Origin of the sequence: Mycoplana rhizolycopersici, from assembly GCF_013378445.1 — a bacterium.
Lineage (GTDB): Bacteria > Pseudomonadota > Alphaproteobacteria > Rhizobiales > Rhizobiaceae > Mycoplana > Mycoplana rhizolycopersici.
On record NZ_JABXYK010000018.1, the window covers coordinates 1 to 16,393 of the forward strand.

Sequence of the window (16,393 nt, forward strand, 5' to 3'; positions counted from 1 at the left end):
TGCCGGCGGTGCTGACCTATTGGGCGCCGCCGAACAAAGCCTGATCGGCTTCGCCCGCCATGGCGAGCAGCTTTTCGCGGTCATGGATGCCGGCGCGGTAGTGGCGGAGCAAGAGGCCAGCGAGTGCGGTTGCCTCTGGGCCTTCGGCCTCTATTCCGCGTTGGCGACAGATCACGTCGAACGTGCTCCCGAGCATTGAGAGGCCAGCAGGATCGACGAAACTTTCCCTGGGAAGGTAGCGCTGGATCATGGCGGTTCTCCTATCCTGCGGCGCCCGTCCATGGCGCCGCGGTAGACAGCAAGAAGATGAGAATTGCGTTGGCGCGCGTCAAGGCGCTCCGCGGACAGCACACATGCAGGCAGGGGACTAAATGGCAGAGGTGGATGCTATGGAACTACCGAGACGCGCCCCGAAGCTCGAATGGAACCTGAACACGATCATCCAAATCATAACGCTCGTCGGCATGTGTGTCGGCGGCGTTGCGATCTGGGTGGACAAGAGCAGGGACATTGAAGAGCTACAGGCCTGGCGCACAGCGATCGAACAGGACCGAAAGGAGAAGTCAGCCGAATACCGTGCCAGTATGGCTAAGCTCGAAGAGCGCGTGAAGAGCACGGAAAAGGACATCGGCAAGATCGACAACCTTCAATACCGGCTGTCTGTGGCGGAGCAGTCCACCGCAACCACGGCCACGGCGATGAAAGAGCTTCAGGACAGTCTTAACGACATGAACGGCGATATCCGGGTCATGCGGGAGATCTTGCAGAGGCTGGATAACGTGAATGGCCGGCGGGCGGAGAAGCAGACGCTGGGTGTCCCGGGATAGTTACCCAGAAAACGAAATCAGCATGGCGACGGGCGCAAACGGAAGGATTGGACTCCCAATGGAAAGCGTGCTTATCAAGCCTAAGCCCAGGGAGAACGGAATGCCCCGAAAAGCAGTCAGCCAGTTCGTGATAGTCCCGCCGAGGAGGCGAGTGGCAGAATACGTCGACGCAAAGGACCGCTTTTCAGCATACCTATCAGATCACTTCCCGGGGTACGAATTCCGCATCACGGGGAACTCTCCGTTCAGCAACGACGATTTTCACATAGTGCCGATCATGGGAAGTGTGAACAACCCGTCGAATCCGGATGGCGATTTCGAGAGGCGCGAGCAACCGGATCGCGCCGTGCTCCACGAAATGCTAAAGGTCTGCCAGCGCTTCGACCTCTCAAAAAGCCGACTGTCGTAGCTCCTGGAGTCCCAAGGATATCAATCCACTGGCAAAAAAGAACCGGCGGAATTTCCGCCGGCTAGGCAGTTGAGAACGTGTGCAACCTGCCGACCGGGATCGGCGACCCATAAACTGCTGCACACATGAATTGTTCCATTGAACCAAAAAGAGTTTCTACGGGCTTTGTGACCACGAGGCGGGCCATTAGTTTCCCATCGCCAAGCTATGCTCGATATCGGCCCGCCCGATCGTTGGCACGCTGCCGTCCCTCCTGGAACGCTGCTCTGCGTGCGCAAGCGCCGCCACTTTCTTGCCTTTGGATAGATTGGCCATCAACCCCACTGCATCTTCGAATACGCGAAATCGCCCGCAGGCGGGACAGCTGAACTCTCGAATGCCATCAATGATCGGCGGCCGGAACTCCGTAGCCGGGTGGGCACTTATAGGGCATATTGTTTTGGTCCAGTCCATGAGGGCCGCCTTCCAGACGCACCAGCGGAGGTCCTGTCACATCCTCCGCTGGCTCCGCGTGTTTCGCGTCCGTTCCCCGCGACGCACGCATTGGGCCCAAAAAAGGCCTCCCGGGCCCAAGTCGCGTAACGCTACACGAAGCAAAATGTTCCACTCAGGTGGCTGTTTTATCATCCGCCGAACGCCATCCAGACACGCCCCACCGCACTCGCCAGAGCACCCAGCATGGCGACGATGATAATCGCGTAGACCCACCACGGATCACGTTTCATCGGCGATTGTCGTGAACTCGGTTGCTGACAGTTGCCTCGCGAACTGGCGTGCTTCAGCCTCGGTTTCAAATGCTTTGTGACTGGAGTATTCGTCTGTCTTTACGCTGACTACCCATTTGCCGTTTTGCTGAACGATTGTGATTTTCCTCCTCTGCTCATCCATGCAAATAACCCCTTCATGCCCAGCCCGAGTAACGCGCTCAGCTTACTCAAAATTCGCAGCTCCGCCAAAAGTAACGGCAACGTCTCCTTTTGGAGCATTGCGGAGGGCTCTATCCCGATTACCATGTGCGCATGTTGAAGCCCGGGCCCAACGATTTGAATTTCTCTCGACTAAGCGTCCGCCTCACGGTGGTCCTACTGTCTCAAGGCTTCCAGAATGTAAGCGAGTTGGAGCGAATGAGCGATAAGGAACTCTTGTCGCTGAAACGTATCGACCGCGCTGACGTCAAAAAGATCCGTGCGGAGCTTTCCAGGCTGAAACATGACGGGATGCTGCAATAGCGATCGACACCTAGGCCCGGGCGGCGCACAGCGTAGACCATGTCAATCCTCCGCTGGCTTTGCGGCCACCTGCCTATTCACACTTTGATTGGGAAGAAATGTTCCAGCATTCTGCGGCCCTACTCCCGGGGCTTTCGCGGCCTCGCAGTCGTTTTGGTGGTTGCTGAAAGCGCAGTTGGAGCGAATAAGCCAGGGCGGGTTTTACTACGTTGAGTTTTGGGACTCGATTATGCACGTTACTTCAGATAGCTTTCCCTAGCAGAGTGCAACCATGTTGGGGAGACAATGATGAAGATCTCACGTCGAGCGTTTACGGCATCTTCATGTGGTGGTGTTGCAGCAGCACTAATGGGGGGAGGCGTTGCCGCACAGGATGGGTCTATCAGCGATGAGTTACTAGGACGCACGGACTTCTGGACCGCGTTAGAGGCTTACGCATACGCGTATCCGCTTGTCACTATGGAGTATACAAGACGGGTCATTACAAACGTCGCTGAGCCGCGCGGCACGAAAGCCCCGATGGGACAGATCGGCCGCCTGCGCGAATATCCAAACGCGTCGTTCCGAGATGTGACCGCGCCAAATGCCGACACCCTCTATACTTATGCGTTCTTCGATGTCGGCGAGGAGCCCTACGTCCTGAGCCTGCCAGACATGGGGGATCGTTACGCCCTGTTTCCGATGCTCGACGGCTGGACCAATGTCTTTGAAGTGCCGGGCAAGCGGACGACCGGAACTGGTGCTCAGACCTACGCGATAACTGGCCCGGGGTGGTCGGGTGAACTGCCCGAGGGCGTCATAGAATATAAATCACCGACAAGTATGGTTTGGCTACTCGGCCGCATCTATTGCACTGGGACGCCTGAAGACTATGCAGCAGTGCATAAAGTCCAGGACGAGGTGAAACTCGTGCCGTTGAGTGCCTACGGGGCCGAATACACACCACCTCCCGGCAAGGTCGACCCTGCCATCGATATGAAGACTGCGGTGCGCGAGCAGGTCAATGCGCTGGATGCGGTGTCGTATTTCACGCTGTTCTGCGAGTTGATGAAGAATAATCCGCCGGCGGCCGCCGACGCGCCAATCTTGGAGAAACTGGCTGCCATCGGGATCGTGCCGGGTCAGGATTTCGACGCCAGCAAGTTGGATATCATCCTGCACAAGCGGCTGCCGCAAATAGCCTTTGCCCGTATCATGCTGCATTTCAAAGACAGCGGCGGAGATATCAAGGACATCAACGGCTGGGCCTATACGACGAAGACCGGACTGTATGGCACGGACTATCTCCAGCGGGCCCTGATTACTGCCATTGGTCTTGGAGCCAATCGGCCCCAGGACGCCGTCTATCCGACAAGCACCAAGTCGGGCGGCGGCCTGATCTCCCGCGACTACAATGGGTCAGAGAAATACGTGATCAATTTCCCGAAAGGCCATTTGCCCCCGGCCAACGGGTTCTGGTCGATCACGATGTATGACTCCGGTTATTTCTTCGTCGAAAATCCTCTTAACCGGTACTCGATCAGCCCGCGTCAGGATCTCAAGGCCAACCCGGACGGATCGACCGACATATACATTCAGCATGAATCCCCCGGCGCCGACAAAGAATCGAACTGGCTCCCGGCTCCGAAGGACAAGTTCATCTTGATGATGCGACTGTACTGGCCCAAGGAGGGAAATCCGTCGATCCTCGATGGATCTTGGGTGCTCCCTGCAGCGAAAAAGGTAAGCTAAGCGATCATCGGTGACCGATGGCATAGCCCAAGCTTCGGGTCGGGGGAATGCGGTGGTGTATCGGCGCACAGACGAAATCGTCTCACGCGTCGGTCACCTCGGACGTCTCCCAGATGAAGCCCGTCACCGACGACGTAAAGCGGTGGAGCGGATGGGGATCGGCGCGCTCGGTGTGATCGGCATCGGCGGAATTGCGCTTGGTGTGACCTTCACCGACGCGATCGGCAGGATTGGAATGGTGATCATCGGCAAAAGTTAGGGTTCTACCGGAGCTGTTGCTAGCTTTGGCAAATGCTTCTCGCGCTACATGACTGCAAAGTAGGCACCAAACAGCAACATCGCGCTTCCGACGGCAATCATTAGAATTCCGGGCAAGTTTCGTGTCAGTCCCAAGAATCGCAATGTCTGCCCTCGGGGCTCAAGGGTAGGGTCAGTGGCGGATGGTGACGGGCTGTGCAGATCGCTTAAGGGCCGTCGGCGAATTGCACCACGAAAGATGAACAAGATTCCGCCGACAACCAGGGCCGCGCCGAGCAAAATTGTTAACACAGCACACTCCCTCGCCCCGCGATTGGCGCTCGTTTTTGGACCGGAGCGGGACCGTCAGTCTGCCCGCCGCTCCAAAAGCGAAGCGACGGGCCTCCTGCGCAGGTGGGACGCAGTGGGGCGTTGATGCGTCCGTGGCACTCGAACAGCGCTGAAGCAAAAAAGTTCCCTAGGACCCGGAACAATTACGCATGGCGAGCGTTCTGACATTGCCGAGCCATCTCCACGCAGTATATCGAGCCCTTTATCGAGCTTGGCTCTGCGGCGATGGCCTCAGGAGGGGAAGCACTGGCTGCGCCGTCGTTTCAGAGTATCGTCGCTGCCACCCCTATAGCGCCCGAAGGTCATCCGCAGACGTCTTTCCACTCTTCCTGTCTCGCGCCAATTCGAACGAGACTTTCTGGCCATCTTTTAGTCCCGACAGACCTGCTCGCTGCACGGCCGAAATGTGGACGAAGACATCTGGGGAGCCGTCGTCTGGTTGAATGAAGCCGTAGCCCTTGTCGTTATTGAACCATTTCACAGTGCCAGTCGCCACGTCGGTGATCCTCAAAAATCTGGGTTGGCTGTAGTATCAAGCAAACGATGATGTCTGCATGATGGTTTGTAGAACCCCTCGCGCCGAGATCGGTTCCTCGGATCATGCGGTTTCGGAGTGTTGCCCCTCAGATTCCACGAGCCTACGGACCCGGGAAATATATCTAATGCGGCTGCAGCCGATCACGCCAGCTCGGCAGCCACGGGGCTACCAAATCGGGCGGACGATAATAGATGGTCGCAACAGCGGGTGCCAGGCAGCATCATCATCAACGTCTTCGAAACAGACGCGGGCATGTCCGGCCGAAATCATGCCGATCTCGATCGCTGCAGCTTTGGAAAGATCCAGCACGCGACCTCGAACGAATGGGCCCCTATCATTGACCCGCGCGACGACGCTCTTGCCCGTTTTTGGGCTGTTGACCCTGATCTTTGTGCCCAGCTTCATCGTCTTGTGTGCGGCCGTCAATTGCGACGGATCCATCCATTCGCCGGAGGCAGTCTGCGAAGTCAGAGCATACCAGGAAGCGCGCCCGCAGCTGTCGCTGGCCCCGGCGCCCTGGTGGCCGCTTTCGGAACGCCATTGGTTCCCGCGTTAAGTGCTTGGAGGACGAGGAAAGGTGATTTAGAGAACGCTAATACGTTGATCCGGTTCCGCAGAATCTTGTATTCGCCTAGTGGAGACGCTGCGGCCATTGAAGCGCAACAGCAAGCTCGGCAGCTTAAGCCAGAACGAAAAAAGCCCCGCACGATGGCGGGGCAATAACGCGCCGCTGCTGGCTCAGGTCGGCGCGGGGGAGGCTCAGCAATAGCGAGCCGTTCCTATCTACGACAGTGTATGTCGCTGCGGGAAGGTCTGATTCCGCGAATCCGGTACGGTTGACCAAAAAAAGAACCCGCCGAAGCGGGCAGAGAAAAATCGGCGCGTACGCAATGACAAGTCGCGCCTATCGCAAGGCTACCTATGCATCCTGAACATTTGCTTAACTCGCCAAGCCGCGGGTCGGCATCGCGGGTGCAGGCGACTACGCCGGCATGGCTCTCCGCCAGTAGTTTCGCCTCGCGCACTTGCTGGACAACATTTTAAAGTCAATGCTTAATTCACGGTAGATTTACTGTCACGCCTTCCGCCAGTATGCAAAAGAAGTGCGAGAAGGCTTCTCATGTAGCGCTTTCATCCTGAACCACCGGCGCGATTTCATTCAGCCATTCCCAGCTCAGGTACTTGTCGTTGCGTTGCCTGATATGGGTATACCTCTTGAGCGAGTTCCATGACCTGTGCCCGGAGACTGCCGCTACATGCGGGATGTTCCAACCGAGTTCGAAAAGGCGTGATATGCCGTCATGTCGCAAATCGTGGAAGTGAAGATTATCTATACCCAGCAGCAGGCACGCGCGCGTGAAAGAGGCGCTGACTGATTTGCTGTCGTAGGGGAATATTCTGGCCTCAGCGGTGCGCGGCATGGCATTTGCGATCCGCAAGGCTTCGGTCGGCAAGTCGCACCAAACGTGATTGCCGATTTTTTCGCCTGGATTCTTCATGTCCCTGACCAGCACACGGCCGTGTTCCGTATCCAGGTCCTCCCACGTTATGCGCGTTATTTCCTCCTGTCGTCGGGTCGAGAAGATTGCAAAAGCGACGACGCGGCGCATCGGCAAGGCGTTGGGGTGGCGAACTTCTCGATTGCCATAGTAGGTCATCAGCGCGTCCAGTTCGTCGAGCGTTGGTCGTCTGTCGCGCTGTTTCGACCGCGAGGTTACTCCGAGGCGTTTCAGCACTACCGCGGCATCCGCCATCGCGCTGCGATCGAGATCGATGTCCCATGCGGGACGGGCGATAGCGAATACGCTTGCTAGATGGGACAGATAGTTGCCCACGGTCTGCGGCTCACGCCCGTCAGACAGTTCGGAGGCGAGTTGGACGATATCGGACGAGCCGATGTCCCGGCACGCTTTAGATGCAATGGGAAAACCTTTCAGCGTCTCCAGGCATTGCGCCTTGGTCCGCCCCATCTGCCGACGGCTTTCTTTGATATAGCGGTCAATTGCGTCAGCCAGCGTTGCCTGACGCTTGGTGAGCTTCTTTAGGACCCCGGGTTCGGAAAGCTCGGTCTCTCGCTTCTTGAGCCAGGCGGAGGCGGCCGGCCGCCGGTCGAACGTCTGCGCCTCGCTGTGAACAGTGGCGCCGTCTCGCATTATCCGGATCTGTGCAATATAAGCCTTTGATCCGTCGCGCCGCTTTCGCTCAGTAATGGTACCCATTTGCTACACGCCATATTCGTTTGCTACAATGTAGCAATATCACGATGCAAATGGGCAAAAAAGAGCTGAAACCGCGTCAAATGAGACAAGCAGGAAGAGACGCAAGTGTCTGATTTTTATGAGAACGCGCTGATTTCCGGGGCGAAGCTTTTCGCCACGGCGCCCATGATCGACTGGTCCGACCGCCACTACCGCTATTTCGCAAGGCAGCTGACGAAGAGCGCCGTGCTCTATACCGAAATGATCGTCGCCGACGCGATCCTGCGCGGCAACCGCGACAGGCTGCTGGGCTACGATACGGTCGAGCACCCGCTGGCGCTGCAGATCGGCGGCAGCGATCCGGCAAAGCTTGCCGAAGCGGCCCGCATCGGCGCCGAATTCGGCTATGACGAGATCAACCTGAACGTCGGCTGCCCCTCCGACCGGGTGCAGTCCGGCACCTTCGGTGCCTGCCTGATGCGCGAGCCGCAACTGGTCGCCGACTGCGTCGCTGCGATGAAGGCGGCCGTAAAGATCCCGGTGACGGTGAAGTGCCGCATCGGCGTCGACGACCAGGATCCGGAGGTTGCGCTCCGCGACCTCGTCGCGCGGGTGAAGGCCGCCGGCGTCGACGCCGTCTGGGTGCACGCCCGCAAGGCCTGGCTGCAGGGCCTGTCGCCGAAGGAAAACCGCGACATCCCGCCGCTCGACTACGCCCTGGTGCGCCGGCTGAAGGCGGAGAACCCGGACCTGTTCATCGGCCTTAACGGCGGCCTACACACACTGGAGCAGGCCCAGGCCGAGATCGGCAGGCCGGGGGAGGCGCTGGATGGCGCCATGCTCGGCCGCGCCGCCTATCAGGATAGCGCCGTGCTTGCCGGCGTGGATGCGGTGTTCGCGCCGGCGGGCATCCGCAGTCTCGATGCATCGCCGTCCGCGGCCGTCGCCAACGGCCCGCTCGTCCGGCCAACCGGGTCCTCTTCCCGGCGGGAAGAAGGAGGTCGACCACGCGATGCCGCAGACGGCCCGCCTGAGAGCGTCGGCGACACGCACCCACTAATCGGCAGCGGGGAGGCGTGCCGTGCAGCGCGACGCGGCGAGGGGGGCGTTGGCGCCAGCGCCGCCTCTGAGGGTTCCCTCGTCCGGCACGCGCCTGCTCCCCGCGGGGGAGAGGGGCGCGCGCTGTCCGACGCGGCCTTCTGGGAAGGCGTGCGCGATGCGATGATGGTCTATGCGGACGGCGTGGTCGCCGGCGGCGGACGGCTGAACCACGTGACCCGCCATATGGTCGGCCTGTTCCAGGGCTTTCCGGGAGCACGGCGCTACCGCCAGATCCTGTCCGCCGACGCGACCCGGCCGGGCGCGGGCCCGGAGGTGATCGCGGCGGCCTTTGCCGCGGTGCTCGAGGCGGGCGCCGACAGGGCGGCGGCCGAGTAACGGCCCACGGGGGCAAGGCGGCGTCAAGGCGGCTTCGGTGCCGCCGCGGGACCGAAGCGGTTGCCTTCCAGGCATGGCGGGCATGACCACCGTCACTTCCGTCACTGTCGTCATGGCCGTCACAGCGGTCGCCGCCATGACCAGCCTCACAGGCATCATCGCGATCACAGCGATCGCAGCCGTCATCGCCAGCGCAGCCATTGCAGCCGCGACTGCCAGCACAACTGCCCAAGTCTTCACCGACATGGCAGGCATTACGGGTGCGCCGTCCGGATGGGCGGGGCGTTCCGGCGGCACTTCAGCTCCGGGGCGATCCGCCGGGCGCCGATGAAACGCAGGAAATGCCGGTATTCCGCAAGGTCGCGGCCCGCATAGGGCGGAGCGGTCGCGGCCTTGCGGCCGCGGTGCCAAGTGTCAAACCGCGCCTCCAGCAGGCCGCCGCGCGGCAGCATCGCGCGGACGATCGCAGCCGCCGCCTCCTGCACCTCGCGCTCGTCCGGGTCGCGGCTGGGCGGCGTGACCGGCGTCGAAGGCCCGAAGGCCAGCATCTCGATCAGCCGCAGCGCCTCGCAGGAGATCGCCCGGTGCAGCGCGCGCGCCGCCGGTGTCGCCTCGCCGAGGCAGGGCCGGCGGTCCCGGCCGTCGAGCAGGACGCAGCTCAGCGCCCGCCGGCACGGAGGGCGGCGGCAGACGAATTCCGGAAAGAGCAGCAGGGCGCAGGCGGCCCGCTCCACCTCCCGGTGGATCGGCGGATCGAGGCAGCGGCCGGCGGCATCGGTCCGGTCGAGCTGGAATGGGTCGTCGGACATCGTTCGGCTCCATGGGCTGGTGGACGTGGCGGCGGAGATGGCGTGCGGAAGGAGGGCAGGCGAGGGCATGGCCGCGCGATCGGCCGGCGATGGCGGCGGCGAAGGGACGGCTCGCCGGCGCGGCTCCCGACCGCAAGACCCTGCCTGCGCGATCCTGCCCGCGCGAACTCGCCTGCGTAAACTGGGGCGGGGGTGTTGATTTTGTTGGGGGAAATTCAAAGATCGTTCCCAGTTCCGATGGTAGCCTACCGCCTCTCAGGCGAGCCACCACTAAGCAATGCTCCAAGCCGGAAAATGAGCAAGTGCCAGACCGATGTATTAAACTGCCAGGTGATCCTTAAGCGTGTTCACTTATATTCAGAGCCCTGTGTAGCATCGGATGAACGATGAATTTGGCTTCGCCCGTAATTGCTTCAGGCAGCACAACCGATACATCTTTGTACGCATAAAGATACGGTTCGTTCGGTGCCAATTTAAGGCCCCCGGCGCCAATTCGGTAAAGTGTGGAAAAGAGCAAGCGTGCAGTAGTTAACAGTTTTTCCGGGCTTTCGCGTCTCAGGTAATCCCTTACGTGTTTAGCGATTGGGTCAGTATCGGATTGAATTTTGTCGTCCACCTCAAGAATAAACTCTTCGATAAATTCACGGCCGGAAATATCACCTGGTTTAAACCGACCACCCCGTCCGGAAATGAGATTAAAGGCAATCTTGATGGATGGGTAGGAACTCTCCCATTCTTGAGTGAGGGCTTGCAGTCGAATTCTTGAATATTCAGACTCTGCTTGGCGAATAATTTTTTGCGAAACATGATCTTGCCCCTGCGCAAGGGAAAGGCAAATGTTTATGTATGAAATTATGTCTCTTGGTCTCAAAAGTGTTCTCTCAATCATATAATCAAAAGAATCCTTTCCCCCAACTTTCTTTTCAAATACATCATAAAAGAAGATATTTTCGGAAGAGTATTTTCTTCTAAATAGAAAATTTATTCTTTTTTCTACCAATTGCCACAGTTGATCCTTGGTCCACCTTATTCTAAGGAAATAGTCGTCATACTTTTCACGTTGAAATCCAGCGTGAGAGCTCTCCTGCACCACGCGTTCAAGAACGTCAGAGCGCAATGCAACTATAACTTTGAGATTTCTGACTTTTCGGAATGATCGTAAGCATTCGATCAGGGCGCGAATAAGTTGATAGCGGATGCGATCATCAACCCATTTCTCATCGAGCTTGTCTATCAATATGTAATAATTGCTAGAGTATCTATCTTTGCCATCGTATTCTGAAAGAAGGTCGAGGACCTTTGAGAGATCGGTTAGAAGCTCTGAGTTTACAATCTTCTTAGCTCTGTGGGTCAAGGCAGATTTTTTTTCTGCGCTTAGGGTGCGCGCATACCCGGCTCGCCCTTTAAATTTCTCGACCTCCGCGGAGAGTTCGGCGTCGATTGTGCTCTCAACCTTCTGTGTGATCTCCTTTATATTTTCATCCATTGTTATCCAGAATCGGCTCTCCCATTCTCGCAGGTAGTCCAAAGCTGCCTTCTTGCGTGCGTCTCCGGAGAATATTTCAAATAAACGCGAGAATGCAAACCGAGATGCATCGCTGTCGTCAACGTTAAACCTTAGCCTTATGAACTCGATGCATAAAACGTGCTTCCATAGGGTTTGGTAAAACAGGTCTAAGTCTAAGTCTATGGCGTTTAGAAATTGAATTATGTCCGAATTTGCTACGTAATTTAGTGCTAAGTCAGTCAGATCAACGTGTGATACATGTTCACTCTTTCTCGCGATCATTCGAAGGAGTGCAGTTTTTCCAATCCCTGTTCTCCCTGACGCAAACAGCTTCGCACTCGATAAATCTCTCAGGACGGCCAGTGAAGGATGATCAAAGAAACAATCAAATAGAAACTCGTCGTCAGCCTCCGCTGACGAATTGCCAATGTTTGCGTCCGGGCGAAGGATGATTGGATTTGAACTCTTGCGCAAATATTTAGCCATTAAATTCCACCCTCCGCGTCAGGTGTTCAGTGTATGACCACCATCGAAGGCAAAGAAGCTGTAGAGAAGTGTTTTTCAACAAGAAATTGTGGCCTGCTGGAACCTCTCGCGGAATTGCTGCCACCGCGCAGACGCGCGGTGGCAGGATGCCGGATCAAGTCCGGCATGACGGAGGAAAGGGAAACGGGACGACGCGCGGGATCTGTCGTTCAGGTACGCGTTCTGTTGCGGAATTACCGCCTCGGTCTGCCCGCCTCGCGCTATGTCCTCACCTTGCGCGATTTCTCGCCCGGATCCTCGTAGCTGCCGACGCCGATCTTGCCGCGGACGTGACGCCAACTTTCCGTCATGCCGGACTTGATCCGGCATCCAGTGCGCGATGTCCATCGCGCGGAAGAACTGGCTGAAATTACCAGGACTAGCGTTCGGGAGTCATTCACCGCGCAGACGCGCGGTGGCTGGATGCCGGATCAAGTCCGGCATGACGGTAGAGGAGGGGGCGGCGCGCGTGATCTGTCGCCCCGGTCCGCGCCCTGTCGGGGGCTACCGGCCCGGCCGCCCCGTCTTGCCCTTGCCCTTTGCCTTCCGCTTCTCCTCGCCCGGGTCCTTGTAGCTGCCGACTCCGACCTTGCTGCGGACGACGCGCCAGTTCTTCCGTCATGCCGGACTTGATCCGGCATCCAGCGCGCGATGTCCATCGCGCGGAAGAACTGGTTGAAATTACCGAGGACTAGCGTTCGGGAGCCATTCACCGCGCGGACGCGCGGTGGCTGGATGCCGGATCAAGTCCGGCATGACGGATGGTGGGGAGCCTGACAGGGATGGCGGTGGCGACAGGACGGGTCGAGGCTGGCGCCGTTCGGATCAGAGGCCGTGCAAGTAGTGTGCGATGTCGTCCCAGTCGGGGTTGGCGGCTTCGATCAGGTCGAGCTTCCATCGGCGCGGCCAGTTCTTGATCGCCTTTTCGCGGGCGATGGCGTCGGTGACGAGGTCGTGCTCCTCGAACCAGACCAGCGTCTTGACGCCGTAGCGGGAAGTGAAGCCGGGCGTCAGGTCGTTCTGGCGCTCGAAGAGACGACGCGGCAGGTCGGTGGTTACGCCGGTATAGAGCGTGCCGTTGCGTTGTGAGGCGAGGATGTAGACGTAGCCTTTCATGCGGCGATGATGCGGGTGGTCTTGCGTGAAGGCAAGTCGGGGTTGCATGGCGGCCTGTTTCACCCGTCATGCCGGACTTGATCCGGCATCCAGACACGGCGCGTCTGCGCCGTGAATGAAGTCTTAGGACCCTCACATGGAAGAGTCTTCTGCGCAATGGACATCGCGCGCTGGATGCCGGATCAAGTCCGGCATGACGGTAGAGGATGGGGCGGCGCGCTGGATCTGTCGCCCCGGTCCGCCGACTGTCCGGGGCTACCGCCCAGGCCGCCCCGTCTTGCCCTTGCCCTTGGCCTTCCGCTTCTCCTCGCCCGGGTCCTCGTAGCTGCCGACGCCGACCTTGCCGCGGACGACGGGTTTGGCGTCGTCGGCGGAGCCACGGGACGCGCCTGATGACGGCGTGGGGGATGACGGGCGCGGGGCGGGGGCGTCGCCGCGTTCCGGCTGGCCTTCGAGCAGTGGCGAGAAGCGCTTCTTCGTGCTCTTTGCCTCTTCGGGTTTTTCCGGCAGGGCGCCCGTGACCGGTTTTTCGGTGCGGCCGACGGTCATTTCGTCCAGGCAATTTTTCCGGAACAGCGACTGCCCCTCATCCGCCCTTCGGGCACCTTCTCCCCGTGAACGGGGAGAAGGAATTTCGGTGTCGGTCCCCGGACCCATGTCGTCGAGCGAGGGTTTCTGGAAGAGGCTTTGCCCCTCAACCCGGCCGTCTGCCGGCTGGCGGGGCGAGGGGGATCGAGAGGCTGCGGCTTGTCCCTTCTCCCCGTCAGACGCGGAGGTGCCCGGCAGGGCGGATAAGGGGCGGCCAGCCTTGCCGCTTCTTTCCAGGCTCCTTGCCTCCTCCCGCGCCATAGGGTCGTCCATCACGGCGAGTTCGGCGGCCTTGAGGCGCTTGATCTCGTCGCGGATGCGGGCGGCCTTTTCGAAGTCGAGGTCGGCCGCGGCGTCGCGCATCTGCTTTTCCAGTGCGTTGAGATGGGTCTGCAGATTGGCGCCGACGAGGTTGCCGCCATCGGCAAAACCCTTGCCGGAGACGCCGGAAATGTCGGCGCGGACGTGGTCGCGCTCGTAGACGCTGTCGAGGATGTCGGAGATCCTTGCCTTGACCGATTCCGGCGTGATGCCGTGCTCGGCATTGTAGGCCATCTGCTTTTCGCGGCGGCGGGCCGTCTCGTCCATCGCCCGCTGCATCGAGCCGGTGATCTGGTCGGCATAGAGGATGACCTTGCCGTCGACGTTGCGCGCCGCGCGGCCGATCGTCTGGATCAGCGAGGTCTCCGAGCGCAGGAAGCCTTCCTTGTCGGCGTCGAGGATGGCGACGAAGCCGCACTCGGGAATGTCGAGGCCCTCGCGCAAGAGGTTGATGCCGACGAGCACGTCGAAGGCGCCGAGCCGCAGGTCGCGGATGATCTCGATGCGCTCCAGCGTGTCGATGTCGGAGTGCATGTACCGGACACGGACTCCCTGCTCGTGCAGGTATTCGGTCAGGTCCTCGGCCATGCGCTTGGTCAGCACGGTGACGAGGGTGCGGTAACCGCGCTGCGCGGTGTCGCGGATCTCGCCGAGCACGTCGTCGACCTGCGTCTTGGCGGAGCGGATCTCCACCGGCGGGTCGATCAGCCCGGTCGGGCGGATCACCTGCTCGGCGAAGACGCCGCCGGCCTGCTCCATCTCCCAGTTGCCGGGCGTGGCGGAAACGGCGATCGTGTCGGGGCGCATCGCGTCCCATTCCTCGAAGCGAAGCGGGCGGTTGTCCATGCACGAGGGCAGGCGGAAGCCGTATTCGGCCAGCGTCGCCTTGCGGCGGAAGTCGCCGCGGTACATGCCGCCGATCTGCGGGATGGTGACGTGGCTCTCGTCGATGAACACCAGCGCGTTGTCGGGGATGTATTCGAACATCGTTGGCGGCGGCTCGCCCGGCTTGCGGCCGGTGAGGTAGCGCGAATAGTTCTCGATGCCGGCACAGGAGCCGGTGGCCTCGAGCATCTCCAGATCGTAGCGGGTGCGTTGCTCCAGCCGCTGCGCCTCCAGCAGGCGGCCGGCCTTCTCCAGTTCCGCCAGGCGCAGCTTCAGCTCGTCCTTGATCGACTTGATCGCTGCGTTGAGCGTCGGGCGCGGGGTGACGTAGTGCGAGTTGGCGTAGATCTTCACGCTCTTCAGGTCGCCGGTCTTGGCGCCGGTCAGCGGGTCGAACTCGGTGATCGCGTCGATCTCGTCGCCGAACATGGAGATGCGCCAGGCGGCATCCTCGAGGTGGGCGGGGAAGATCTCGATGGTGTCTCCCCGGACACGGAAACTGCCGCGGACGAAATTGATGTCCTGGCGCTTGTACTGCTGGGCGACGAGGTCGGCGAGCAGCTGGCGCTGGTCGAGGCGATCGCCGACGGTCATCTGGAAGGTCATGGCGGTATAGGTCTCGACCGAGCCGATACCGTAGATGCAGGAGACGGAGGCGACGATGATGCAGTCGTCGCGCTCGAGGATCGCGCGGGTGGCGGCGTGGCGCATCCGGTCGATCTGCTCGTTGATCGAGGAATCCTTCTCGATGTAGGTGTCCGAGCGCGGCACATAGGCCTCGGGCTGGTAGTAGTCGTAGTAGGAGACGAAGTACTCGACCGCGTTGTCCGGGAAGAAGTTCTTGAATTCGGAGTAGAGCTGGGCGGCGAGCGTCTTGTTCGGCGCGAGGATCAGCGCCGGGCGCTGCGTCGCCTCGATCACCTTGGCCATGGTGAAGGTCTTGCCCGAGCCGGTGACGCCGAGCAGAACCTGGCTGCGTTCGCCGCTGTTCAGGCCCTCGACGAGATCCTTGATGGCAGTCGGCTGGTCGCCCGCCGGTTCATACTCGGAGACCATGCGGATCTCGATGCCGCCCTCCGACTTTTCCGGCCGGGGCGGGCGGTGCGGCGTCCAGATCTCGCCGTTCTTGTGCAGCGGGTTGCCGCTCTCGATCAGCTTCGCCAGCGCCTCGACGGTGGCGGTGACGGCCGCACCGGCGTTGAGCGAGGAGGCCTCCTCGAGGTTGACGTCGAGACCGGCGACCGGATTGAGCCCGGCGGCCGCGCGGGTCTTCGGATCGGAGGAGGCGCCGATCGAGACGCCGCGGGAGGTTTTCTGGGCGGTGACGGCCGTACGGCCCTTCGCACTGCCGGCGGATTTTTCCAGCGCTACCTTCTCGGCGTGCTGGCGTGCGGCGTTCTCCACCTTCTTGCGGTGCTTGCCGGCCTTCGAGGCGATCTCGCGCTGGCTTTCCAGCGACGAGGCCTCTGCATCCGCTTCCAGCTGCTTCACCCAGTCGGAGACGCTGCCGGAGATCGGCGCGCCCTCGAATTCGGACTGGAGAGCTTCCTCGAAGCCGGGTTTCGAGGGGGATGATTTCTTCGGTGATCTGGCCATGGGCGGAATATGGAGAGAGTCACCGGGAAAGGGAAGGGGGCACGAGTACAAAAGGGAAACGGATCGCGCGCGGCGTCGGCAGGCGGGGG

14 protein-coding genes and 1 pseudogene are annotated in these 16,393 nt (G+C 60.2%); 7 read left to right on the forward strand and 8 right to left on the reverse strand.

What is annotated here, in order from left to right; all coding sequences use genetic code 11:
• From HV823_RS26525 to HV823_RS21900, 3 genes are all read left to right on the forward strand, one after another.
• Window positions 1-199, forward strand: a 199-nt coding sequence (locus tag HV823_RS26525; protein WP_210270902.1) for a hypothetical protein, incomplete at its 5' end; no start/stop codon positions are given.
• A gap of 172 nt (window positions 200-371) precedes the next feature.
• Window positions 372-827: a hypothetical protein gene (locus HV823_RS21895; RefSeq protein WP_176951828.1), complete on the forward strand. Its 456-nt coding sequence runs from the start codon at window positions 372-374 to the stop codon at window positions 825-827.
• Window positions 828-885: 58 nt separating this feature from the next.
• Window positions 886-1,236, forward strand: coding sequence for a hypothetical protein (locus tag HV823_RS21900; RefSeq protein ID WP_176951829.1), 351 nt, complete (start codon window positions 886-888; stop codon window positions 1,234-1,236).
• A 714-nt stretch (window positions 1,237-1,950) separates the two neighbouring features.
• Here the strand turns inward: HV823_RS21900 and HV823_RS21905 are convergent.
• Window positions 1,951-2,124 carry a hypothetical protein gene (locus HV823_RS21905; protein WP_176951830.1) on the reverse strand — a complete coding sequence of 58 codons (174 nt, stop codon included), beginning with the start codon at window positions 2,122-2,124 and terminating at the stop codon, window positions 1,951-1,953.
• Between the two features lie 629 nt (window positions 2,125-2,753).
• Here HV823_RS21905 and HV823_RS21910 point away from each other — a divergent pair.
• Together HV823_RS21910 and HV823_RS27410 are read left to right on the forward strand one after the other, a co-directional pair.
• Window positions 2,754-4,196 (forward strand): DUF1254 domain-containing protein, encoded by a 1,443-nt coding sequence (locus HV823_RS21910; protein WP_176951831.1) that lies wholly within the window; start codon window positions 2,754-2,756, stop codon window positions 4,194-4,196.
• 10 nt (window positions 4,197-4,206) lie between these two features.
• Entirely contained in the window at window positions 4,207-4,455 is a 249-nt protein-coding gene (locus tag HV823_RS27410; RefSeq protein WP_425487689.1) for a DUF1515 family protein, read from the forward strand.
• 615 nt (window positions 4,456-5,070) lie between these two features.
• Here HV823_RS27410 and HV823_RS21920 read toward each other — a convergent pair.
• The 3 genes and pseudogenes from HV823_RS21920 to HV823_RS21930 form a co-directional block, all read right to left on the reverse strand.
• Window positions 5,071-5,280, reverse strand: coding sequence for a cold shock domain-containing protein (locus HV823_RS21920; protein ID WP_176951832.1), 210 nt, complete (start codon window positions 5,278-5,280; stop codon window positions 5,071-5,073).
• 207 nt (window positions 5,281-5,487) lie between these two features.
• Window positions 5,488-5,835: pseudogene (locus HV823_RS21925) on the reverse strand (septal ring lytic transglycosylase RlpA family protein); the annotation flags it as partial.
• A gap of 605 nt (window positions 5,836-6,440) precedes the next feature.
• The gene (locus tag HV823_RS21930) at window positions 6,441-7,541 is read right to left on the reverse strand and encodes a site-specific integrase (protein WP_176951833.1); all 1,101 of its coding nucleotides are present in this window, start codon (window positions 7,539-7,541) and stop codon (window positions 6,441-6,443) included.
• 105 nt (window positions 7,542-7,646) lie between these two features.
• On the opposite strand from HV823_RS21930, the gene dusA reads away from it, so the two are divergent.
• Window positions 7,647-8,957: a tRNA dihydrouridine(20/20a) synthase DusA gene (gene dusA, locus HV823_RS26825; protein ID WP_343051987.1), complete on the forward strand. Its 1,311-nt coding sequence runs from the start codon at window positions 7,647-7,649 to the stop codon at window positions 8,955-8,957.
• 254 nt (window positions 8,958-9,211) lie between these two features.
• Here the strand turns inward: dusA and HV823_RS21945 are convergent, their stop codons facing one another.
• Complete coding sequence (locus HV823_RS21945) at window positions 9,212-9,766, reverse strand: hypothetical protein (RefSeq protein WP_176951834.1); 555 nt, start codon at window positions 9,764-9,766, stop codon at window positions 9,212-9,214.
• A gap of 337 nt (window positions 9,767-10,103) precedes the next feature.
• Complete coding sequence (locus tag HV823_RS21950) at window positions 10,104-11,759, reverse strand: P-loop ATPase, Sll1717 family (RefSeq protein WP_176951835.1); 1,656 nt, start codon at window positions 11,757-11,759, stop codon at window positions 10,104-10,106.
• A gap of 33 nt (window positions 11,760-11,792) precedes the next feature.
• Between HV823_RS21950 and HV823_RS21955 the strand changes: the two genes are divergently transcribed.
• Complete coding sequence (locus HV823_RS21955) at window positions 11,793-12,062, forward strand: hypothetical protein (protein WP_176951836.1); 270 nt, start codon at window positions 11,793-11,795, stop codon at window positions 12,060-12,062.
• 561 nt (window positions 12,063-12,623) lie between these two features.
• Here HV823_RS21955 and HV823_RS21960 read toward each other — a convergent pair.
• The gene (locus HV823_RS21960) at window positions 12,624-12,914 is read right to left on the reverse strand and encodes a GIY-YIG nuclease family protein (RefSeq protein ID WP_176951896.1); all 291 of its coding nucleotides are present in this window, start codon (window positions 12,912-12,914) and stop codon (window positions 12,624-12,626) included.
• Between the two features lie 255 nt (window positions 12,915-13,169).
• The gene (gene uvrB, locus HV823_RS21965; protein ID WP_176951837.1) at window positions 13,170-16,304 is read right to left on the reverse strand and encodes an excinuclease ABC subunit UvrB; all 3,135 of its coding nucleotides are present in this window, start codon (window positions 16,302-16,304) and stop codon (window positions 13,170-13,172) included.
• Window positions 16,305-16,393 lie beyond the last annotated feature (89 nt).

Bases quoted from the DNA above. Each gene is read 5' to 3' on its own strand.
- HV823_RS21960 (WP_176951896.1), bottom strand. From the start codon at position 12,914: ATGAAAGGCTACGTCTACATCCTCGCCTCACAACGCAACGGCACGCTC.
- HV823_RS21950 (WP_176951835.1), bottom strand. From the start codon at position 11,759: ATGGCTAAATATTTGCGCAAGAGTTCAAATCCAATCATCCTTCGCCCG.
- HV823_RS21905 (WP_176951830.1), bottom strand. From the start codon at position 2,124: ATGGATGAGCAGAGGAGGAAAATCACAATCGTTCAGCAAAACGGCAAA.
- HV823_RS21910 (WP_176951831.1), top strand. From the start codon at position 2,754: ATGAAGATCTCACGTCGAGCGTTTACGGCATCTTCATGTGGTGGTGTT.
- HV823_RS21895 (WP_176951828.1), top strand. From the start codon at position 372: ATGGCAGAGGTGGATGCTATGGAACTACCGAGACGCGCCCCGAAGCTC.
- HV823_RS21945 (WP_176951834.1), bottom strand. From the start codon at position 9,766: ATGTCCGACGACCCATTCCAGCTCGACCGGACCGATGCCGCCGGCCGC.
- uvrB (WP_176951837.1), bottom strand. From the start codon at position 16,304: ATGGCCAGATCACCGAAGAAATCATCCCCCTCGAAACCCGGCTTCGAG.
- HV823_RS21930 (WP_176951833.1), bottom strand. From the start codon at position 7,541: ATGGGTACCATTACTGAGCGAAAGCGGCGCGACGGATCAAAGGCTTAT.
- HV823_RS21900 (WP_176951829.1), top strand. From the start codon at position 886: ATGGAAAGCGTGCTTATCAAGCCTAAGCCCAGGGAGAACGGAATGCCC.
- HV823_RS21955 (WP_176951836.1), top strand. From the start codon at position 11,793: ATGACCACCATCGAAGGCAAAGAAGCTGTAGAGAAGTGTTTTTCAACA.